Origin of the sequence: Nonlabens dokdonensis DSW-6, assembly GCF_000332115.1 — a bacterium.
GTDB lineage: Bacteria > Bacteroidota > Bacteroidia > Flavobacteriales > Flavobacteriaceae > Nonlabens > Nonlabens dokdonensis.
Map to the genome: position 1 here is coordinate 1 of NC_020156.1, position 20,935 is coordinate 20,935.

At 35.0% G+C, this 20,935-nt stretch carries 20 protein-coding genes; 12 read left to right on the forward strand and 8 right to left on the reverse strand.

From position 1 onward, the window contains the following. Together dnaA and DDD_RS00010 are read left to right on the forward strand one after the other, a co-directional pair. Complete coding sequence (gene dnaA / locus DDD_RS00005; protein ID WP_015360626.1) at positions 1–1,428, forward strand: chromosomal replication initiator protein DnaA; 1,428 nt, start codon at positions 1–3, stop codon at positions 1,426–1,428. Positions 1,429–1,433: 5 nt separating this feature from the next. Then, positions 1,434–1,895: a low molecular weight protein-tyrosine-phosphatase gene (locus DDD_RS00010; RefSeq protein ID WP_041566798.1), complete on the forward strand. Its 462-nt coding sequence runs from the start codon at positions 1,434–1,436 to the stop codon at positions 1,893–1,895. 87 nt (positions 1,896–1,982) lie between these two features. On the opposite strand, the gene DDD_RS00015 is transcribed toward DDD_RS00010, so the two are convergent. The 4 genes from DDD_RS00015 to DDD_RS00030 form a co-directional block, all read right to left on the reverse strand. After that, a complete protein-coding gene (locus DDD_RS00015; protein WP_015360628.1) occupies positions 1,983–3,038 on the reverse strand; it encodes an AMP-binding protein in 1,056 nt (351 codons plus the stop codon). Continuing rightward, the gene (locus DDD_RS00020; RefSeq protein ID WP_015360629.1) at positions 3,010–3,987 is read right to left on the reverse strand and encodes a CPBP family intramembrane glutamic endopeptidase; all 978 of its coding nucleotides are present in this window, start codon (positions 3,985–3,987) and stop codon (positions 3,010–3,012) included. Before DDD_RS00020 ends, DDD_RS00015 begins: the two co-directional genes overlap by 29 nt. 2 nt (positions 3,988–3,989) lie before the next feature. Then, positions 3,990–5,033: an o-succinylbenzoate synthase gene (locus tag DDD_RS00025; protein ID WP_015360630.1), complete on the reverse strand. Its 1,044-nt coding sequence runs from the start codon at positions 5,031–5,033 to the stop codon at positions 3,990–3,992. A 416-nt stretch (positions 5,034–5,449) separates the two neighbouring features. Beyond that, on the reverse strand, positions 5,450–5,902 hold the full coding sequence (locus tag DDD_RS00030) for a DUF4442 domain-containing protein (RefSeq protein ID WP_041566799.1): 453 nt from the start codon (positions 5,900–5,902) through the stop codon (positions 5,450–5,452). Positions 5,903–6,083: 181 nt separating this feature from the next. Between DDD_RS00030 and DDD_RS00035 the strand changes: the two genes are divergently transcribed. From DDD_RS00035 to DDD_RS00050, 4 genes are all read left to right on the forward strand, one after another. Beyond that, positions 6,084–6,584 carry a DUF4870 domain-containing protein gene (locus DDD_RS00035; RefSeq protein WP_015360632.1) on the forward strand — a complete coding sequence of 167 codons (501 nt, stop codon included), beginning with the start codon at positions 6,084–6,086 and terminating at the stop codon, positions 6,582–6,584. Between the two features lies 1 nt (position 6,585). Next, on the forward strand, positions 6,586–6,927 hold the full coding sequence (locus tag DDD_RS00040; RefSeq protein ID WP_015360633.1) for a PadR family transcriptional regulator: 342 nt from the start codon (positions 6,586–6,588) through the stop codon (positions 6,925–6,927). Then, positions 6,924–8,669, forward strand: coding sequence for a PspC domain-containing protein (locus DDD_RS00045; RefSeq protein ID WP_015360634.1), 1,746 nt, complete (start codon positions 6,924–6,926; stop codon positions 8,667–8,669). The genes DDD_RS00040 and DDD_RS00045 overlap by 4 nt, the downstream gene beginning before the upstream one ends. Before the next feature lie 113 nt (positions 8,670–8,782). Beyond that, positions 8,783–9,607 (forward strand): GIN domain-containing protein, encoded by an 825-nt coding sequence (locus DDD_RS00050; protein ID WP_015360635.1) that lies wholly within the window; start codon positions 8,783–8,785, stop codon positions 9,605–9,607. Between the two features lie 157 nt (positions 9,608–9,764). On the opposite strand, the gene trxB is transcribed toward DDD_RS00050, so the two are convergent. Continuing rightward, entirely contained in the window at positions 9,765–10,751 is a 987-nt protein-coding gene (gene trxB, locus DDD_RS00055; protein ID WP_015360636.1) for a thioredoxin-disulfide reductase, read from the reverse strand. Positions 10,752–10,870: 119 nt separating this feature from the next. Between trxB and DDD_RS00060 the strand changes: the two genes are divergently transcribed. From DDD_RS00060 to DDD_RS00090, 6 genes are all read left to right on the forward strand, one after another. Further along, entirely contained in the window at positions 10,871–11,419 is a 549-nt protein-coding gene (locus DDD_RS00060; protein ID WP_015360637.1) for a cupin domain-containing protein, read from the forward strand. A gap of 158 nt (positions 11,420–11,577) precedes the next feature. Beyond that, the gene (nhaC, locus tag DDD_RS00065) at positions 11,578–13,110 is read left to right on the forward strand and encodes a Na+/H+ antiporter NhaC (protein WP_015360639.1); all 1,533 of its coding nucleotides are present in this window, start codon (positions 11,578–11,580) and stop codon (positions 13,108–13,110) included. A gap of 57 nt (positions 13,111–13,167) precedes the next feature. Then, positions 13,168–14,043 (forward strand): MBL fold metallo-hydrolase, encoded by an 876-nt coding sequence (locus tag DDD_RS00070; protein ID WP_015360640.1) that lies wholly within the window; start codon positions 13,168–13,170, stop codon positions 14,041–14,043. A 7-nt stretch (positions 14,044–14,050) separates the two neighbouring features. Then, a complete protein-coding gene (locus DDD_RS00075; protein WP_015360641.1) occupies positions 14,051–14,962 on the forward strand; it encodes a patatin-like phospholipase family protein in 912 nt (303 codons plus the stop codon). A gap of 762 nt (positions 14,963–15,724) precedes the next feature. Beyond that, entirely contained in the window at positions 15,725–16,129 is a 405-nt protein-coding gene (locus DDD_RS00085; RefSeq protein WP_146250807.1) for an FEKKY domain-containing protein, read from the forward strand. 350 nt (positions 16,130–16,479) lie between these two features. Next, complete coding sequence (locus DDD_RS00090; RefSeq protein ID WP_041566801.1) at positions 16,480–16,944, forward strand: hypothetical protein; 465 nt, start codon at positions 16,480–16,482, stop codon at positions 16,942–16,944. Positions 16,945–17,310: 366 nt separating this feature from the next. On the opposite strand, the gene DDD_RS00095 is transcribed toward DDD_RS00090, so the two are convergent. The 3 genes from DDD_RS00095 to DDD_RS00105 all read right to left on the reverse strand — a co-directional run bounded on the left by DDD_RS00095 (position 17,311) and on the right by DDD_RS00105 (position 20,935). Continuing rightward, the gene (locus DDD_RS00095) at positions 17,311–19,740 is read right to left on the reverse strand and encodes a DUF4114 domain-containing protein (protein WP_015360644.1); all 2,430 of its coding nucleotides are present in this window, start codon (positions 19,738–19,740) and stop codon (positions 17,311–17,313) included. Between the two features lie 122 nt (positions 19,741–19,862). Then, the gene (locus DDD_RS00100) at positions 19,863–20,582 is read right to left on the reverse strand and encodes a LytR/AlgR family response regulator transcription factor (protein WP_015360645.1); all 720 of its coding nucleotides are present in this window, start codon (positions 20,580–20,582) and stop codon (positions 19,863–19,865) included. A 35-nt stretch (positions 20,583–20,617) separates the two neighbouring features. After that, a complete protein-coding gene (locus DDD_RS00105; RefSeq protein WP_015360646.1) occupies positions 20,618–20,935 on the reverse strand; it encodes an Hpt domain-containing protein in 318 nt (105 codons plus the stop codon).

The window sequence follows — 20,935 nt, forward strand, 5'->3', positions numbered from 1 at the left end:
ATGGCACTGACGGCAGAATCGGTATGGGACAATTGTCTCGCTTTTATAAAAGATAATATTACTCTCCAAGCATACAAAACCTGGTTTGCACCTATTCAACCTGTAAAGCTAACTGATACCGCATTAAGTATTCAAGTACCTAGTCGTTTTTTTTATGAATGGCTGGAAGAACATTACATAAAATTATTGAAAGCAGCTCTTACAAGAGAGCTAGGTGAAGGCGCAAAATTGATTTATGCTATAAGAATGGAAAATCCTACTAAAGGGATGGAAGCTTTTACTGAAAAAATACCAAGTAGTAATCGATCTATAAAAAATTCTCAATCTGTTGATGCTCCTGTAAGAAGTAAAAGTCCTGAACTTAAAAATCCTTTTATAATTCCAGGAATAAGAAATGTAAAAATTGAATCTCAATTAAATCCTTCTTATAACTTTGAAACTTTTTTAGAAGGAGATTCTAATAGACTGGCACGTAGTGCAGGAATGGCTGTAGCAAACAAGCCTGGTGGAACAAGCTTTAATCCGTTACTTATTTTTGGAGGTGTAGGATTAGGTAAAACACACCTAGCTCACGCAATAGGTGTAGGAATTAAAGAAAATTATCCAGATAAGACAGTTCTTTATATCAGTGCTGAAAAATTTACCCAACAATATATAGAATCTGTACGTAAGAATAATAGAAATGATTTCATCCACTTTTATCAGATTGTAGATGTACTGATTGTGGACGACATTCAATTCTTTGCTGGAAAGGCAAGTACTCAAGATGTTTTCTTCCATATTTTTAACCATCTACATCAAAATGGGAAACAAGTAATCTTAACAAGTGATAAGAAACCTGTAGATATGCAGGATATTGAACAACGATTGCTTTCGCGTTTTAAATGGGGACTTAGTGCAGAGTTGAATCATCCAGATTATGAAACGCGTGTTTCTATAATCAAGAATAAATTATACCGTGACGGTGTAGAAATGGAAGATGATGTAGTGCATTATCTTGCCGATAATATTAAAACAAACATACGTGAACTAGAAGGTGCTATCATCTCACTAATTGCACATTCTTCTTTTAATCGCAAAGATATTACTATAGAACTTGCTCGCAAGATTGTTGAGAACTACGTTAAGAACACAAAACGTGAGATTTCAATTGATCAAATACAGCAAGTGGTAAGTGATTATTTCTCAATGGATGTAGAAACCTTACAATCTAAAACACGTAAGCGCCACATTGTGCAGGCTAGACAACTTGCTATGTATTTTTCTAAAAAGTTAACTAAAGCTTCTCTTGCTAGTATAGGAACTCAAATAGGAAAACGTGATCATGCAACTGTTCTTCACGCTTGTAAAACAGTAGACAATCTTGCTTCTACAGATAAACAATTCAACAAATACGTTGAAGATCTACGTAAGAAACTATCGAATTAAGCATTATGAAAACAAACATATTAATGATATGTTTAGGTAATATATGCCGATCGCCTCTTGCTGAAGGTTTAATGAGGTCTAAGCTTAATTTTACCAAATTTACAGTAGACAGCGCAGGAACAAGCGGTGGTCACAAAGGAGAGGCACCAGATAAAAGATCTATCGCCGTTGCTAAGAAAAACAGTCTTGATATTACTAAGCAAAAAAGCCGTAAACTTTTAAAGGAAGATTTTCAGGAGTTTGACTTTTTGTACGTCATGGACGAGTCCAACTATCGAGACGTAGTTTCTATGGCAGCTACTGACGAAGAAAGGAATAAAGTCATTAAAATTCTAGATGAAGTTTTCCCTGGTGAAAATCTTGATGTACCAGATCCTTATTATGGCGGTTCTCAAGGTTTTGAAAACGTTTACAAAATGCTAGATCGAGCTACCGATGCGATTGCTAAGAAATTAGATAGCAAATAGAATGATTAGCTTTAAATAACAATAACCCTATTTAATCAATTGATTTTAATAGGGTTATTCATTTCATTTCTAATAAGATTCTATAATTTATCTATGATCAGAAAAAAGTTTTTCTAGCGTTGTGCGCTTATCAACCTTTCCTGTGTGCGTCCTATCAAAGGAATTTACAAAAAAGATTTCCTTAGGCTTTTCAAATTTTTCAAGTTTTTTGAATGCATCTTGTACATCTCGCTCGTCACCTTCTACGATTAAGACTACCTTTTGACCTAAATCTTCATCTGCTTTTCCGGAGATGAAGAAATTTCCAGTTAAGCGATGAGATAATTTTTCTTCTATTTGAGCAGGATGAACTTTTACAGAACCTGTGTTAATCACATCATCTACTCTACCTAACACTTTGAATTCCTTCTCTCCTACTAGCTCTACTAGGTCATTTGTAACTAATGATGTTTTAGAAAGTAAAGGTGCATGAACAACAAGTTTTCCTTGCTCGTCTTTCTCTATTTTTATATCGTCTAATACCGTGTAGTTTTCGTCATATCTAGGATACAATTGTCTCACTGCAATATGAGAACAAGTCTCTGTCATTCCATAGGTGTGGTAGGCTTTGGTGTGCTTTCTATCTAATCTTTCTATAAGACTTTTTGAAACTGCTCCACCGCCTATAATTACTTTTCTTGTTTTATGAATATCATCCAGTGATTTAGATACTTGTAATGGTGACATTGCTGTAAAGTCGTAGCGCTTTTCTGCTTTCTTTAAAGGCGTTGTACTAGGTGCCACCAAGTCAAGGTGCCATCCTAAAGTCATCGCTCTAACTAACATCATTTTCCCTGCAATATAGCTTAGTGGTAAGCAACACAATGCATCTTTTTCTTCGTCTATATTAAAACGCTTACCTGTCATTATAGCACTATTGATCATGTGCTCTTTAAGTAGTTTGTATTCTTTAGGAACACCAGTAGAACCGCTTGTTCTAACAGTTACAACATCATAGTTATCTAACCAACTTAATAAAAAATCTCCTACTTGTTTTTCCCATTCTTCACCTTCTTTGATATAACTATAAGCTACAATAGCAACACCTTCATTATTTAATGAATGGCCATTGAGTTTAAAATTGGGATGTACCGTTGGTATCATAATACTCGTTTTTTAAAGCTGGCACTTCTATAGCACCAAATAATTTGTGTTTCCAGTTATTCCATTTGTACTTCTTGGCAAATAAAAGAATTAAAGCCGGATAATATATAAACATAGGTATGAAAGTCTGCCAAGTCGCCGTAGGATCTGATGTATCGATTAACAAAGAGTCTGTTTGAAAAGCAGTCCAGTCTGCAGTTACAAGTAACGCAATAAATAAATTATTTGCCGCATGAAAACCTATCGCTAGTTCTGTCCCTTCATCCATTAAAGCCATGGTTCCTAACAAGAAACCTGTTCCTATATACCATATCATAACTATGTAACCCATTTTTGCAATTTCTGGATTGAAAATATGCATCAATCCAAAAACGAGTGAAGTAACAATAAAAGGTACCGCTCGATTGCCGGTAATAATACCTAGACCTTGCATCGCATAACTTCTAAACAGCAGCTCTTCCCAAGTCGTTTGTATCGGGACTAAAATGATCGCTATAATCGCTAGTGTGAAAAAGTTAGTAGAATTAAAGTTCCATACATAAACATCTGGATCTAAGTAATAACTTATCACAGTAGTCGCTATAGAAACAACACCGACAACTGCAAAAGCGAAAAAGGCTCTATTCCAGTCAAAGGTCTTTCTAGAAGTAGTAGCTTCATTCCATGATAATTTATGAATATATTTTATCCAGAGCCACCAAACAATAGTACCTATTACAAAACTAATCATCAAAAGAAAGAATGTCACATTCTTTGAAAAAGTGGTCATCAAAGTAGATTCTGTAATAGAATTGAGTGATTCAGGTCCAGACTCGCTTACTAGTTTATAGAAAACTGCTATTATAAAAGGAATAGCTCCTATTAACTGACACCCTATAAAGATAACAAATGCGCCAATAATCCATTTCCAAGAATCATGAAAACCGTTTGCACCTCTTTTAATAAACATACTTATAAATTTAAATCATTAGTGTTCCAGCCTGTAGATGTGTTACACCATAAATGACCTTTTTTAATCTCTAGTGGCGCATCAATATTATTTGTGTATAGAGAGCCTGTTCCTAGACCTTGTGGCATTTGACTGCCAAGAGTATAGGTAAATTGAGCAATGGCATTCAAGCCTACATTAGATTCCAAAGCACTTGTTATCCACCAGCCACTATTGCGTTGTGTAGCAAGATCTATCCATTCTCTACTACTTTGAAAACCACCTACTAAGGCTGGCTTTAGAATAACATATTGCGGCTTGATAGTGTCTAGACATTTAATTTTGCTTTCTCTATCATACAATCCTATTAACTCTTCATCTAGAGCGATATCAAGTGGTGTTTGCTCACAAAGTGCAGCCATTTCTTGCCATTGACCTTGTTTTATAGGTTGCTCAATACTATGCACTTGATGTTTAGAAATTGCCTCCAGCTTTTGTATTGCATTGTCTGGAGTAAAAGCACCATTTGCATCTACTCTTATGGTGATCTCACTTTCGCGAAAGCGGGAACGTATCAATTTCAATAAACCCATTTCGGCTTCAAAGTCTATGGCGCCTATCTTCATTTTGATGCAATTAAAACCAGCTTTCAGCTTTTCCTCTAGCTGTTGCATCATAAAATCTTGATCGCCCATCCAGACCAGACCGTTTATAGAAATAGAATCCTGACCTTCTGTAAATAAAGACGGGAATAGAGTAAATGGATTGCTAGATTGCAAAGATTGAAGTGCCGTTTCATAACCAAACAATATCGATGGCCATTCTTTTAATTCCTGCATGATTTGTGATGGAGAAAGCGAAATATGATCGCAAATCCATTGTAGTTTCTCTTCAAAATCAGGACGGTCATCCATAGAAAGGCCTTGAAACATATTGATCTCTCCTATTCCCTTTTTCTCGCCGTTATCAAGAATTAAAAACCAGGTGTTTTTAGTTTTTAAAACACCACGAGAAGTACCTGCTGGCTGCTTAAAATTAAGAACATATTTCTGTATCGTTGCTTTCATAGCGTGAAAATAAAGAATTGTTTTAATAGCGATTAGAGAAGTAAGAAAACTTTACAATCTCTAAGATAGAATTAAGGAGATCCTTGATGAAATTGGGAACAGAAAAAAGCAAAATTTTCGAATATTAGTCTGATCGATAGTCGAAGAGGTTTACCTGAGAATAGAGATTGTGCTCGGTAAAAAGGTTTCGACTATCACTCAACCAAGCATGGTGCTGTTTTTCATTATTAGGGAATAAGGGTGAAACATTTTTTTAGATAAAATCAGCCGATCCCTGATAAATTTGGAATAGGTAATGAACTACTTTGAGATATCTCGAGCCAAATTTTCTGGGATGGCTCTGTTCGGTTGACAAACTTGGAGATAGGTTCTAAGAGATTCCAGATAATTTGCTGCGCAAATTTCTGAAATTAAAACTACCCTTTCCTCCTCACCGTCCATTCAAACTGGAACTCACTTACTTGAATTCCATCTTCATTGACACCTTGCGATGTCATCCATACAGTTTGTCCTTCTCCAGTGGCAATAGTTTTCTCGATAGCCTCTTTAATAGCGAGCCCATCATGGCATTTAAAAGTAATAAGTCCCGTAGCTTTTTTAGTAAAAGTAGCTTTATTGTTTGCGACTAGCATAGAAACTTTGGCATCACTTTGTTGAATATAAGACATAACTAATGCACCAGTAGAAAGCTCAGCCGCCATAGCTTGAACGGCAAAATACATACTCTTAAAGGGATTCTGATTGAACCATTTATGCTTCACTGTTACGGTACAGTTTTCAGGATCAATTTCTTGACATCTCACACCAGTCCACCAGCAACTCGGTAGCTTAAAAAAGGTAAAAGCATTGATTTTTTTAGGTGTGATCATAAAATTAGAATTTATTTCAAAAATATTTTCAGGTATACAAAAGTAGTGAAAAGGCTTGTATTTATTACGCTTTCGCGAAAGCGAAACTATTAAAACCAACCTTGAAATTAAAAATATTTAGTACTTTGTATTGCATAATACTATCTTTTAGATATATATTTGCATAAGAAAATAATATGCTATGGAATCAACAAACCAAAATAATCACAATAATATCGCCACTGGTATTCATTTACTGACCTTCGGTAAATGGTTATTTCCCTTGGGTAATTTTGTGCTGCCCATTCTTTTATGGATGATCAATTCTAAAAAATCTGAATTTATAGACAGACATGGAAAGCAAGCGATTAACTTTCAAATAAGTTTGACTCTTTACACGATCGTTCTCGCATTTATAGGCGGCGGAGTTATCATAGGCTCTATGATATCTGGAGGTCCTAGTCTTTGGGAAGCGATGGATCATGGAAGTGACTTTCCTTTCTGGAATGATATGGGAATATTTAGTACCATCATTGCTAGCGGTGTCATTTGCGGTACTGCGATATTTGCTTTAGGTGTTATAGATCTCGTTTGTACTATAAAAGCGGCCATAAAAGCACACGATGGAGAAAATTACGATTATCCACTAACGATTAACTTTATACCTCATCATGATGAAGTAGAGGTTTCAAAAGAAAAATAATATGAAGATAGAAAACACAAAAGCGCAAATGCGTAAAGGAGTACTAGAGTACTGCATTCTATCCATCTTAAAAGAAGAAGATGCCTATGTCGCAGAGATTCTTGACACTTTAAAAGATGCTAAAATGCTAGTAGTAGAAGGTACTATTTACCCTTTACTTACCAGACTAAAAAATGCTGGACTCCTTAATTACAGGTGGGAAGAAAGTACAGGAGGACCGCCACGTAAGTATTACGGACTTACAGAAACAGGTAAAATATTTCTTACAGAACTTACTACTACCTGGGACGATCTCAAAAATGCAGTTAACCTAGTGACCAAATCAAAAACAACGAAATCATGAACAAGACCATCAATATAAACCTAGCTGGGCTGTTCTTCCATATAGATGAAGATGCCTACCAACGACTGCAACGTTATCTAGCGGCAGTACGTAAATCATTTGCCGGCACTAGTGGTGCTGACGAGATCATGAGCGATATAGAATCGCGCATTGCAGAGCTATTTCTTGAAAAAAGAGCTAATGATCAACAGGTCATTTCTATAAATCACGTAGAGGAAGTCATCAGTATTATGGGACAACCTGAAGATTATGAAGTGGATGAAGAAATTTTTGAAGAGCAAACTTCTCGTAGAGCTTATAGACCTTCTGGTAAAAACAAGCAACTATTTAGAGATACACAAAACGGCTACGTAGGTGGTGTTTCTAGTGGTTTAGGTTTTTACTTAGGCATAGATACTATATGGGTACGTGTTATTTGGGTTCTATTAGTCTTTTTTAGTGTAGGATGGGCAATACCTGTTTACATTTTGCTTTGGATTCTTGTACCTGACGCGGTAACCACTAACCAGCGTCTCACGATGATGGGTAAAGAAGTAAATATTTCTAATATAGAAGAGAATTTTAAGCAGGGTTTTGAACCTGTGGTTGATGGGCAGACCGACGCCAGCCACCATATCGTAGGTCAGAAAGGAAAAAGAGGATCCATTAGATTCTTCAGCTTTTTAGGAAGACTAATTAAAGGGTTTTTTAAAGCGATCATAAAGATCATAGGACTAGTGGTATTTCTTGCCGCTATTACCGGATTAATAGGTTTAATCGTATCTATGATTACTGCTAGTGTAGTTAATGTAGATGGTCAGAATTTAATTCATTTGTTTGACCTTGTGATCCCTCATGAGCAAGCTTCTTGGGTATTGATAACTGCAATAATTTTTGCAGCAGGAATACCGTTGTTCATTCTTGCTATCTTAGGTTTAAAGTTATTAGTGAACAACTTGAAATCAATAGGTATGCCGGCCAAAATTGTTCTTGTAGTTCTATGGGTAATTTCTGTTATCGTTATAAGTGTATCAGCGGCGCGTATTGCTGCTAGCCAAGCCTTTGATGCTAATGTGATCAATGTGGAAGAGTACGCTATTGAAAAAGACAAGGTGTTTGAATTAAATTTGTTGAAGAATACTGATTTAGGCAACGAGGTCTACGTCAATAATAATGGATTTAATGTTATTGATTATAATGGTGAAAAGGCGATAAGAGTTAAAGAGGTACATGTAGCTGTTGCACAAAGCAGAGATAGTCTCGTTTATGTAAAGCTTAATTTCAAGGCAAAAGGTGATTCATTTACAAAAGCAAAAACTAATGCCGAATCTTTAGTTTATGAATACAAAATGACTGAAAATTCTTTTACTGCACCTAATTATATTATTGCACCTAAAGGAACTGGACTCTTCGGACAAAAAGTAAATGTAACGATATATTTACCAGAAGGAACGAAGATGAAATTGAATAGGAGGTTCCAGTACAACTATTACAACTGGATAGGAGATGATGTTGTTGACTTGGGTCGCAACAAAGACCAAACTTTTCAAGTTCAAAACGGTAAAGCGATATGTTTAGATTGCCCGATAGAAGAAAATCTAAATTCGGATGATGCGTTAGAATTAGATCAAAGATCAGATTCGAGTACATCTACAGATGGACAATGGAAATACTCAGAAGATGACGAACAAGTAATCAAAACTAAAACAGATACTTTACAAAATGGAAGCGTATCAAAAACAACGATTACAATAGATAAATAATTGCATTAATTTAAGTTGACGTTCTACCCTTGTGATTGAGATGTAGAACACTTGACCGCTCTATTTCACTATGGAGCGGTTTTTGTTTTACATTTGTAAATTAAATAAACAACATGAAAAAATTAGTACTATTCATTTTTGCAATAACAACTTCTATTGTAAATGCCCAAGACCTTGTCAAGGTGAAAGGAAACCGAGAAGTAACTACAGAAATTAGCCCACTTAATTCTTTTGATTATCTAGAAATAAGCGGTGACTATGAAATTGAAATCGTTCCTGGAGTAGCTCCACAAATAGAAATTACTACAGACTCCAACTTACACCAATACCTCGCAGCAAGTGTAGTAGATGGAAAACTAGTGGTGACCACTACTGCTAGAATTCGTTCAAAGAAGGAAATGAAATTTAGAATAATTTACGGACCTGAATTAAATAAAATAACGGTTACCGAGGACGCACAACTCTCTTCTGTTACAAGTTTGACTTTTGATGATCTAGAACTTAATATTAAAGAAGATGCAGAAGTTTATATGACTGCCAATGTTGCTAGACTCAATCTCTATGCAGAAAAAAGCACCAAAGCAGAATTAAACCTTACTGGGAAAACGGCTGTCATTAATCTAGAAGATAATGCAGAAATTAAAGCGCTCATAAAATACAGTGATCTAGAATTAAACGCTAAGGACAGAGTGGACGCTCGTATAGAAGGAGATGTAGATAGTGGTATCATAAACCTAAAGGATCGTTCAAGTATTGAATTTAAAAATCTTGTTTTTGATAAACTGGATCTTAAAATAAAAAATAATACTAATGCTCAAGTAAATGTAAAAGGCAATTTTTATTTAGAATCTACAGATGATGCAGAAGTTTCTCTTTATGGCTCACCGAGTATCAAAATCAATAAATTTACAGGAAAGTCGGTTCTTAAAAAGGAATAGATTGTAAATTGTAAAAAGTCTAAATTTTAAAATCCCCTTTGAAAACTTCGTTTTCAAAGGGGATTTTTTTATTTCCTTTTTGAACTAAAAATTACAGCTCAATATAAAATTACTTCTCTTTTTTATTCTGATTTAGAAACGACAAGGTAATTTATAACTAGCTGATGCTATAATCTCCAGCTTTTACCTCTTCTACAACACCTATGTCTGCAAGATAGCGCTCTGCATCTAGAGCGGCCATACATCCAGTTCCGGCAGCTGTAACGGCTTGCCTGTAAATTTTATCTTGAACGTCACCTGATGCAAATACACCAGGAAGATTAGTTTTTGTAGAACCAGAAACAGTTTTTAAATAACCGTCCTCTCCCATTTCCAGTTGACCTTTAAAAATATCTGTGTTAGGCTTATGTCCTATCGCGATAAAAATTCCTGTGATTTCAATTTCATGCTTTTCTTGCGTTTGATTGTTTACGATACGTAATCCCTCAACAACTTGATCTCCTAAAACTTCATCAACCTCAGAGTTGTATAATACTTTGATGTTCTCAAGACTATTTACTCTGTGTTGCATCGCCTTTGAAGCACGCATGTAGTCCTTACGCACTAACATGGTTACACTTTTACAAATCTTGGCAAGATAAGAAGCCTCTTCTGCAGCAGTATCTCCTGCTCCTACTATGGCTACATCTTGATTTTTATAGAAAAAACCATCACAAACTGCACATGCACTTACTCCACCACCACGTAAACGTTGTTCACTAGGTATATTCAAATATTTTGCTGATGCTCCTGTAGAAATAATCACCGTATTGGCTTCGATCTTAGTTTTTCCATCCACTACTGCGGTATGAATTCCACCTTTTTCTGTAGCAAAGTTCACCTCAGTAATCATTCCTATGCGTACTTGAGTACCAAAACGCTCTGCCTGTTTCTGTAAGTCTACCATCATCGCCGGCCCATCGATTCCATCAGGATAACCTGGAAAATTATCTACCTCTGTAGTAGTAGTAAGTTGTCCACCTGGTTCCATACCTGTATAAACTACTGGTTTCATATCTGCACGAGCAGCATAAATAGCAGCCGTGTATCCAGCAGGACCTGAACCTATGATCAAACACTTAATTCTTTCTATATTTTCTGACATAATCTTAAACTTAAGATTACAAATGTAAGAGTATGAGCTACCATTTCTATCACTCACTTATCATTATTTATTATCCATTTATTAAGGATTTCCATAGCATTGATAATTACCTTTGATCCATGCCACAAGTCTATCTCAATCCTATAACACAAGAAAAAGCGACCATACTTGAGACAAGTAAAGAAACTCATGGCGCTTACACTTTAATTGAAGTAGAGTTGCAGCCAGGTGGTGGTAACCCCATACACTTTCACGAGCGATTTACTGAAGATTTTTATCCGCAGGAAGGTGTTCTAGGAGTTCATTATTTAGGAGAAGAAATTATGTTAGCTCCTGGAGAACATTTTAAAGTACCGCTACTAGATGTGCATCGATTTTATAATCCTAATGAGTATCCCATCGTTTTTCAAGCAAAATTAGAGCCTGGACAACCTGGATTTGAAAATTTTATGGCGGTACTTTTTGGTCTAGTAAATGATGGAAAAACATTCGGCAAGAATCAAATCCCATACAATCCTTTTCACGCCACTCTTTTATTACATTGGGGCGATACTCAAGTAGATCATTTTCTATTTAGATGGATAAAACCCTTGCTTTCTTTGTTAGTTACGCTTTCGCGAAAGCTAGGTTATGAAAAAAAACTTCTCAAAAAATATAAAACCGAATAACATTTCAGACAATTGATAGCTAATCGCTTGCAAGATTTGAGTTGTAATTTCGCTTTCGCGAAAGCGAGATCATCATCACCCATTACCACCATTCCATCAAATCTAGTTTGCAACTCCATTAACAATATCGTAACATTACAGTCCATCAACGAAAACCTATGGAAAGTCAAAATATCAACAACGAAGACGAAAAAATAATTGAAAACAGAGAACTGAGTATTTGGGAAGCACTTGTTCCTGTTATTGCTCTAATTGGGATGCTGGCGTACAACGTTTTTATTTACGGAGACAGTGCGTTAGGAGGAACAAACCAATTTATCCTTATTCTAGGTGGTGCGATTGCCGCTATTGTAGGCTTTAAAAATAAAGTGTCTTATAAAACTATGGTAGAAGAGGTTGCGCAAAACCTAAAATCTACCACTGGAGCTATATTGATCCTACTCATGGTAGGTGCGCTAGCTGGTACGTGGCTGGTGAGCGGCATAATACCGACAATGATATATTATGGACTAGATATATTAAATCCAACTATTTTTCTTGCAGCATGCGTTATCATTTGTGCAGTAATTTCTGTAGCTACGGGAAGCAGCTGGACGACTAGTGCGACTGTAGGTATTGCTTTAATAGGTATTGCTGGCGCGCTAGGAATAAGTCCAGGAATGACCGCTGGAGCGGTATTGAGCGGTGCTTACTTCGGCGATAAATTGAGCCCGTTAAGTGACACGACTAACCTTGCTCCTGCCATGGCTGGAACAGATCTATTTACTCACATTAAATACATGACACTTACTACGGTACCAACAATTGTTGTTACATTAATAGTTTTTGTCATACTAGGTTTTACAAATGATACCAGCGGCGCTGCTGATGTTTCTCAATATCAAAATGCGATAGACGCTACTTTTAATACCACACCATGGTTGTTTCTAGTGCCAGTTGCTGTGATCGCTATGATTATAAAGAAAATTTCTCCTTTGATTGCTTTACTTATAGGAACATTATTGGCGGCTGTTTTTGCATTGATTTTTCAACCAGATATTGTTCTTACCGTATCTGGATTAAAGGAATGGACATTTGAAGCTGCTTACAAAGGAATCATGAATTCAATTACAGTGAAGACATCTGTTAATCCTATCTCTGATAATCCTCAAATAGTTGAGGAGCTTTCTGGTCTTTTTGAAGGAAAAGGAATGGAATCTATGTTAGGAACTATTTGGTTGATTATTTGCGCAATGGTTTTTGGAGGAGTTATGGATGCTATAGGCGCTTTGAGCCGTATTTCTCGCAGTTTACTAGATTTATTCAGTAGTACCTTTGGATTGTTTTTTAGTACCGTTGCCAGTTGTCTTGCGATTAATGTAACCGCTAGTGACCAATATTTAGCGCTGGTAGTACCAGGTAAGATGTATGAAAAAGCATATAGAGAAAAAGGACTGGCTCCTGAAAACTTGTCTCGTACATTAGAAGATTCCGGAACAGTGACATCAGTTCTAATTCCATGGAATACCTGTGGTGCTTATCATAGCAGTACTTTAAGTGTAAGTGTTGCAGATTATGCTTTTTATGCTATTTTCAGCTGGCTATCTCCTATAATGACCTTAATTTTTGCTGCCTTTAGTATTAAAATCAGACAACTTGTGAGCAAAAAACCTACTTTAAGTACTTTAGGAGAAGATCCATCAGAGCTTTAATTAAGGAATGATTTATGACAATAGACTTATAGTTTTACCACTAAATAGAATCTAAAAATGAAAAAATTACTTTTTACGCTGGCTATCATCACCAGCTTCTGGTCACATGGTCAAGACCGATTTAAAGGAGTAGAAATTACCACTACACAAATAACCGATCAGGTTTATATGCTACAAGGTGCCGGCGGCAATATTCTCATACAAGTTTCTGAAAACGAAGTGGTCATGATAGACTCGCAATTTGCACCATTGAGTGAAAAAATAAAAGAAGCTATCAAAAATATCACAGATAGTCCGATACGTTATTTGATCAATACACACCATCATGGCGATCATACTGGAGGAAATGGTAATTTTAATACAGAAGAAACAATTGTTATCGCTCATAAAAATGTATTGACAAGGCTACAAGAAAGTGAAAAAGAAGAGCGTTTCTTTCCAGAGAAAACAATCGAAGAAGACTATGAACTTTCTTTACCAGATGATAACAACTTAATTATTCACGTACACAATGCTCATACTGACGGCGATAGTTTTATTTATTTAACTAAAAGCAACGTAGTGCACATGGGAGATGTATTTTTTAATGGTCGTTATCCTTATATAGATTTAAAATCTGGTGGTTCTATTTCAGGATATATCGCTGCACAGAAAAAAGTGCTGAGTACTATTAATGAAGAAACAAAGATAGTACCTGGGCATGGGCCGCTTGGTTCTTATGATGATCTCGCTGCTTATATTCCTATGCTGGAAGATTTAAAAAAGAATATCAAAAAGGCAATAAGTGATGGCAAGACACGTGCTCAAGTAGAGAAAAACACCTCGCTTACTAGAAAGTATGATGCCGCTGGTTTTGGCGATGGATTTATCAATTCCTCTAAGATCAGAACTACTATCTATGACAGCCTTATCTTAGAGTCTGAAGGGAAATAATATAAATATGAAAGCTCTTGTAATTTCTGGTGGAGGAAGCAAAGGAGCCTTCGGTGGTGGAGTGGCTCAATACCTGCAAGAAGAATTAGGACATACCTACGATCTTTATATAGGAACGTCTACAGGTAGTTTACTTATTGCTCATCTAGCATTAAATAAAATCGATAAGATCAAAGAAGTTTATACGAGCGTTAATCAATCTTCTATCTTTAATCGCAGACCGTTTCTTGTAAAGCGAGACAAATACGGTCAGGATCAAATTAGTATCAATCATTTTAAGGTATTACGTAATTTTCTTAGAGGCTCAAAAACTTTTGGTGAAAGTAGAAATCTTAGAAAGCTGATTAAAAAAACACTTACTCCAGAAGAATTTCAAGAATTACAAAACGGTGCAAAGGATGTAGTAGTTACGGTCTCTAATCTTTCCATGAATGAAACCGAATACAAATCCATCAAGGACTTTAATTATGAAGATTTTATAGACTGGATTTGGATTTCTTGCAACTACATTCCATTTATGAGTCTGGTGAGAAAAAATGGCTGCGAGTATGCTGATGGAGGTTTTGGAAGTATGGTTCCTATTAAAGAGGCTATAGATCGAGGAGCAACAGAAGTAGATGTCATTATCCTAGAAACGGAAGTGATGTACTATAACAATTTACCTTCTAAAAATGTTTTTTCTCTTATTTCTAATTTGCATGGTTTTATGATGGATCGCATTGAAAAGCAAAACATTACCATAGGGAAATACGTTGCAAATAATCATGATGCGATAATTAACCTCTACTACACTCCTACTGTACTTACTACGAATTCCTTAGTCTTCAAAAAAGAAAAAATGAAACTTTGGTGGGAAAGCGGCTATCAATATGCTGCTAGCAAAAATATAGAACTCAATGAAATCAAGCCTGAGGAATAGTGATTAATGATTAGTGATTAGTGATTAATGGTTAATGGTTAATGGTTAATGGTTAATGGTTAATGGTTAATGGTTAAAGTTTAATGATTAATGATTAATGATTAATGATTAATAAAAACTAAAAAAAGTCAGTTCGAGCGCAGTCGAGAACGATTCTACAGCAAGAAGCCTAGAGGTTACAGAGCTATTTAAAATAGTTTAGATAAGATAAAAGGTGTAGTCTTAAGTTAAGAACGGTTAATTTTCGCTTTTTCTTATTCATTAGGGTTTAAGAAAAACAAACACAGCAGACTCTGTTTTCATGTCATATCGGCTATCGTTGTACGCGCTAACCCCTAAATTTTTTTTGCGGGATAAAGTGTACATTTGAGTTGATGTAACAAGTTGTGGTGCATTTGAGAAGAACTCTCGAAACACATCAAATTACGATTGCTGAATAAAAATTATGGATAGAAAAAAGATAATTTATTTGATAATATTCGTGAGTTTTATTTGCTTGATTTTTTCTATAAAAGTAAACATAAATACTTATCAAGATTATATTCAGTCAACTGGAAAAACAAGAGCGTTATTTGGATTATCGGAATTGAAGTTTAGTTATAAATATTATTTCGGAATTATATCTTTAATTGGGTTTATAATTGGTGCCAACTATTTAAGAAAAAAAGAAAATAGATTATTATTATCTTTTGCAATGTTAATTTCAATTCTTGCAACAATTATATCATTTTTTAAAATTTGGAGAATATTTATTTAAAAGATATGAGAAAATTACTGACTTTGATTCTAATAGGATTTAGTTTTTATTCTTTCAGCCAAGAATCGGCTTCTGATAGAGAAAAATTTAGGAATATCGGAAATCTGATTTTTAGTGAGGATGTTGATTGTAATAAAGCTGTCAAATTTGCCGAATCTGATATTAAAAATGGACAACCGATTTTATTACTTGCTGGAGGAATTGCACCTGTGCATATTCTGACTGATGTTGATTTTGAGAAAAAGTTTAATGTTTCGTTTTATGACTATGGCTGTGTCCAACCTTCAGAAATCTGTATGGAAAAATATAATTGGAAAATATTCGACCATCTAACTGAAAAATATGGAAGAAAATGGCAAAAAGAAATTAGAGATGACGTAGTCGGATTTAAAAAATGGAAACAAAAATAAAAACGCACCACAACAAAGAACTGAGGTAAAAAACAACCTTTTTCTTCATTAAATTTAGACACTAATTTTTGAGGCTCAGAAGTCAGTAATTTGATTTATGAGCTCTTTATTTCTATATAATTTCTACAATCTATCCTAATTTTAAAACAAATGTTGGACCTTAAGGTGTACCAGATGTTGAGATGGAAAACATTTTTTAGGCAGCTCATTCCCAATTTGCAAAAGTCCTTACAAATCTTGTATCTGCGATATAATTATTAAATTTAGTGCTTAAATCTGCAACTCATCTTGATACCACAAGTGAGTCATTTAAATAAACCATATTGAGGACCTTATCACTACTTCTATTTTTGACTGTTATTTTTTGTGAAGAATCTAGCTCGCAGGAAGCTAAAGTTGATAATGAACCAAGGGAGACCTCAACTGCAGCAATAAAAACTGCATTAAGTTTTATTAATAAGTATGTGGACTATTGCAATGATTTAAATCCTGAAATCACACTAAAAGACTGGATCGATGAACAGTCCCAGGTTACAGAACAATTCAAAAAAGAACTTAAAAGAACCATTGCTAAAGCTGATCAACAAGAACCTCAATTAGGTATAGGTGCAGACCCCATTTTTGACGCTCAAGATTATCCAGAAAATGGATTTGAAGTAGATACGTCCCATAAAGAATCTGATCTTATAAGAGTACAAGGAAAAGAGTGGAAGGACTTCAAATTGAACATAAAAATGACTTTGAAAAATGGTCAATGGTTTGTAAACGGAATCGGAATGATAAATATGTCAGAAAACGAAAGATTTGAGAGATAAAAAACTATACAAAACAGTGTCTCTGGACGTTTAAAAACCTTATTACTGTTGTTGATCAAAAGACAACTGTAAACATATAACGGTTTGGGTTCTGTTAGAAAAAGATTTACTTTTCAAGTAAGCCAGTAATCTTACATAATAACACCTTTGTAATCATATCATTATATTTTATTGTTTGTGAATTTTTGAAATAAGATAAACCTATTTTAAACAAGTAGAAACTATGTGGTATTTGTTAAGAAATAGATACTATTCCGCTTTCGCGAAAGCGTAGATAAAATTATTGTTATACATCTGATTTAATACATCAGAGAAAACCACCACTCGTAGAAGTGATGGTTTAAGTTTAAGTAAATTGTAATGGGTTTATTCTTTAACGATCTTACCTGAATAACTTTGATTTCCATCATCTGTAATTCTATAAACATAAATTCCTGGTCGTAACGAAGCTTGTGAATATCTCGCAGTAAGGTTTCCTTGCTCGGTAGTCATATTCTGAACATCTACTACTCTACCTGATAGATCAAAGAGCGTTAGGGTAATTTTTTCGCTTTCTTTAGCTAACTGAAAAGTAGTTGTATTCACAAAAGGGTTAGGATAATTACTTACTGCTGCTTGATTTATTGAGCTTGCATTATCTACACTCAAAGTACTATTCAATTGAAATTTCAAATCATTGATGCTCAAATCAAAAGGCTGAAATGTATTGTAATCGCCACTCATAGAAAACACTATGGACCTAAAGTGATCGCTAGCGCTAGAAATACCAGCAGGATTGATAAAATCATCAAAATCAATGGTAACATTTGCAGGCATTGCATGCGCTGGAATCGTATAGCGGTAACGAGCTGACCAAGCTATGGCCTCATCAGTAATCAGAACAATCTCTATAGGTAACGAGTTACTAACTTCAAAAGACATCTGGTCATAATCTGATACGTCAACTAATTGATCACCTGCTTTTAAATGTCTAAACAGGTTGAGCGTTTCTTTAATGTTACCTTGAATCGTTGGATTTCTTTCTACATAATAGGTATCATTAGCAGGAAAAGAACTTGTAGAGGTGATGTCAAAACTGTTGACCATAACTTCTCCATCTATATAATCAGTTCCCCAAGGACCATCTGCCAGATACAAGGCATCAATTTGTTCATTCGGTCCAGTTGAAAGGGAAACACCTGCATCAAATATCCCACCGGTGTTTACTTCTACGGTTTGAATATAATCGCCAGTTAAACTTATGGAGTTAGAATAAGGAATGAGACCAGCTACTTCAGTTTGTTTCAAATTTGCATCTAGTAAGACTGAAGAAAGCCTGTTTAAATTATTAATCTCAAGGTGTAACTTACCATTTTCATAATACCCATTACGCACAAAAACTGGAGGAACTAGATTATTTAAAGTTAGACTGTTCAACGTTTTCTGTGCTGTGTAAGTATCTAATATATGATTCACTATATGAAATACTTGAGCATAAGAACTACCCCAAATTTGATAATTGTTATAATCTCCTGCTGGATAACGGTCAATACTCCAGTAACTGTATAAATCATTTTCTACTGCTCCTAATTTAATTGAAAAGCTTACAGAATATTCTATAGATCCATTATCGCGTATGATTGTAGAAGTTAAGAGCTGGTGACCTCTCGCAGTTACCGTTCTTACATCATCTAATGTAGAATTATTCAATCGGTCACAAATGGCTTTAGAATGATCATAAACTCCATTTTGAGTGTCTGTTGCAAGCACAGCAGCAACACGATTTGCTTGTTGATAATAATCTACGGCAAGGACTTCATTTGCATTTGTAATTCCTAATAAATCTGTAGGTGTAGAATATTGAGGGTTTTCTGTTCCATACTGACCAGTTAATGGTAAATAACCGTCTAGACTATTAATTGTCCCACTTTTTACAAGAAAAGATGATTGAGCAGCTTTTTTAGACATCTGGTTATTATCCTTCAGTCTATTTAAATTGCGCTTAGCAATTAAACTAGCTAGGTCTCCATTACTTTCTAGACCGCCATTATTTCCTGAAGAAACCGTGTTAGAGCCAGAAGCATCTGGACGAGTTAAATTGATTGTTTTTAAAGCAGTATAAGGATTTGCCGTGATGTAAAAGATAGCATCATTAAAATCCTGATCACAAGAGGCATAATCACGACGTATATCTTCAAAACCTAGTATAATTCTCTCATTTACATCATCATTCAAAAGAACATTATGCTTTCTCAAAGAAGGATCATTTTCTGGATTATAGTCCTCATTAGAGTATACTTGCCATTGTCCTGCTGTTACTTGATTGTTTTGAAAACCGTTAGCTAAAAGAACCCAACCTATTCCTGTACCTGCTGGAAACCTGCCTATATGAACCTTATTTCCAGCAAGTAGTCCACCACCACTCCATTGTGCAGAGACATTTGGGAAAATGATTGTTATGTCGCTTGCACTAGGTGCTGGATGATTTGTAATTGAGGTATCATAAGTGTAAAAACCTAATACATTTTTATATCCAGCTCCTTCTGCAACAAAGGTTACCCAGACATCTGCCTGATCTTCTAGTAGAATATCAGTATCATAACCAGAAGAAATGTACTGTGGATTAAAATCTGGCACAGGATAACTTTCTGGAAGAGCATTATTCACCATTTGTAAAAAATCTCCAGTAATCACATCATCTACTGGTTCTAAATAATCTGGTGTCCCGTCAGAACTAAATGTTCCTAGGTATTGATAGTTTTGAGATGGCGCAATAAAGCTTATCAACAACGCGACAATTAAAATAATTTTATTCATGACTTATTTGATTTATAAGCCAAAAGTAAAACGCTATGTCGCCTTAAATTTTAATTTACGATTAGCACCATTTTGGTGTCGTCGAGTGGTAGTTTAACATCGTTGAGTAAAATCAGAGAATTTTAAAGTAAGTTCAACCTACGCATTAATTCTGGTCTGTTAGACCTGCTTATAGGAATCACATTCTTTTCTATCAACACACTATTATCCTCTATATCAATAATTTTATTGATGTTAATTATATAAGAACGGTGTACTTTCAGGAATAAAGATTCTGGTAACTTTTCAACTATTTTTTTGAGAGTAGAATGAACCGTGTAATTTTTGTGTTCTGTTTTTATTAAAACATAATCTCCTTTTGCCTCAATTAAGTAAATATGTTCAAATTCTATTTTGACGAGCCTGCGATCAATATTGACATACATTTCCTTTTCTGGAGCAGAAACACCACTTGAAGACGGCGCTATTTCTTTTTTAAGAGATGGAGTGACCTCTTTCTTTTGTACTTTCTCAATAGATTTTAAAAACCTAGGTAAGGTTATAGGTTTGAGTAGATAATCTACAATACAATCGTATTCAAAAGCCTCAATCGCAAAATTTCTATCTGATGTAGTTAGAACAATCTTAGGTGGATTACGCAGTGTTTCTATAAAGTCAAAACCGCTAAAATCAGGCATATGAAGATCTAAGAATATTAGATCAATATCATTTTTTCTTAGAAACTTCATTGCACTTAGTGCATTAGGAAACTCCTCGATTACATCAAGGTTTTCCACCTGACTGCACAAATGAGTCATGATAGTTCTCGCTGCAGCCTCATCATCAATTATAATACAATTCAAATTGAAATATTTTTGATTATAAAGCAATTTACATATTATAAATCACTTATAAAACGATTACAGGAATCAAGTAAGGAGTCAAATTTTTTTTTGAGCGTACTTTTACCGTTACGCAATTCTTCTTCATAAGCTATGGCGAGCTCATATCCTTGAGATAGTCCTAATATTCCTAGTTTGTGCTTTAATTTGTGTACGTTTTCTGCCGCTTTCGCGAAAGCGGAATCATTAAAATTCTTCTCGTACAACTGTATCTCTTCTGGTAATTCCTTTTTTACAACGTCGAGTAATTTATCGACAAACGTAGGATCTCCACCAGCAATTTCATTAATATAATCTAGATTAGGTTGTTCCAT

Bases quoted from the DNA above. Each gene is read 5' to 3' on its own strand.
- dnaA (WP_015360626.1), top strand. From the start codon at position 1: ATGGCACTGACGGCAGAATCGGTATGGGACAATTGTCTCGCTTTTATA.
- DDD_RS00010 (WP_041566798.1), top strand. From the start codon at position 1,434: ATGAAAACAAACATATTAATGATATGTTTAGGTAATATATGCCGATCG.
- DDD_RS00015 (WP_015360628.1), bottom strand. From the start codon at position 3,038: ATGATACCAACGGTACATCCCAATTTTAAACTCAATGGCCATTCATTA.
- DDD_RS00020 (WP_015360629.1), bottom strand. From the start codon at position 3,987: ATGTTTATTAAAAGAGGTGCAAACGGTTTTCATGATTCTTGGAAATGG.
- DDD_RS00025 (WP_015360630.1), bottom strand. From the start codon at position 5,033: ATGAAAGCAACGATACAGAAATATGTTCTTAATTTTAAGCAGCCAGCA.
- DDD_RS00030 (WP_041566799.1), bottom strand. From the start codon at position 5,902: ATGATCACACCTAAAAAAATCAATGCTTTTACCTTTTTTAAGCTACCG.
- DDD_RS00035 (WP_015360632.1), top strand. From the start codon at position 6,084: ATGGAATCAACAAACCAAAATAATCACAATAATATCGCCACTGGTATT.
- DDD_RS00040 (WP_015360633.1), top strand. From the start codon at position 6,586: ATGAAGATAGAAAACACAAAAGCGCAAATGCGTAAAGGAGTACTAGAG.
- DDD_RS00045 (WP_015360634.1), top strand. From the start codon at position 6,924: ATGAACAAGACCATCAATATAAACCTAGCTGGGCTGTTCTTCCATATA.
- DDD_RS00050 (WP_015360635.1), top strand. From the start codon at position 8,783: ATGAAAAAATTAGTACTATTCATTTTTGCAATAACAACTTCTATTGTA.
- trxB (WP_015360636.1), bottom strand. From the start codon at position 10,751: ATGTCAGAAAATATAGAAAGAATTAAGTGTTTGATCATAGGTTCAGGT.
- DDD_RS00060 (WP_015360637.1), top strand. From the start codon at position 10,871: ATGCCACAAGTCTATCTCAATCCTATAACACAAGAAAAAGCGACCATA.
- nhaC (WP_015360639.1), top strand. From the start codon at position 11,578: ATGGAAAGTCAAAATATCAACAACGAAGACGAAAAAATAATTGAAAAC.
- DDD_RS00070 (WP_015360640.1), top strand. From the start codon at position 13,168: ATGAAAAAATTACTTTTTACGCTGGCTATCATCACCAGCTTCTGGTCA.
- DDD_RS00075 (WP_015360641.1), top strand. From the start codon at position 14,051: ATGAAAGCTCTTGTAATTTCTGGTGGAGGAAGCAAAGGAGCCTTCGGT.
- DDD_RS00085 (WP_146250807.1), top strand. From the start codon at position 15,725: ATGAGAAAATTACTGACTTTGATTCTAATAGGATTTAGTTTTTATTCT.
- DDD_RS00095 (WP_015360644.1), bottom strand. From the start codon at position 19,740: ATGAATAAAATTATTTTAATTGTCGCGTTGTTGATAAGCTTTATTGCG.
- DDD_RS00105 (WP_015360646.1), bottom strand. From the start codon at position 20,935: ATGGAACAACCTAATCTAGATTATATTAATGAAATTGCTGGTGGAGAT.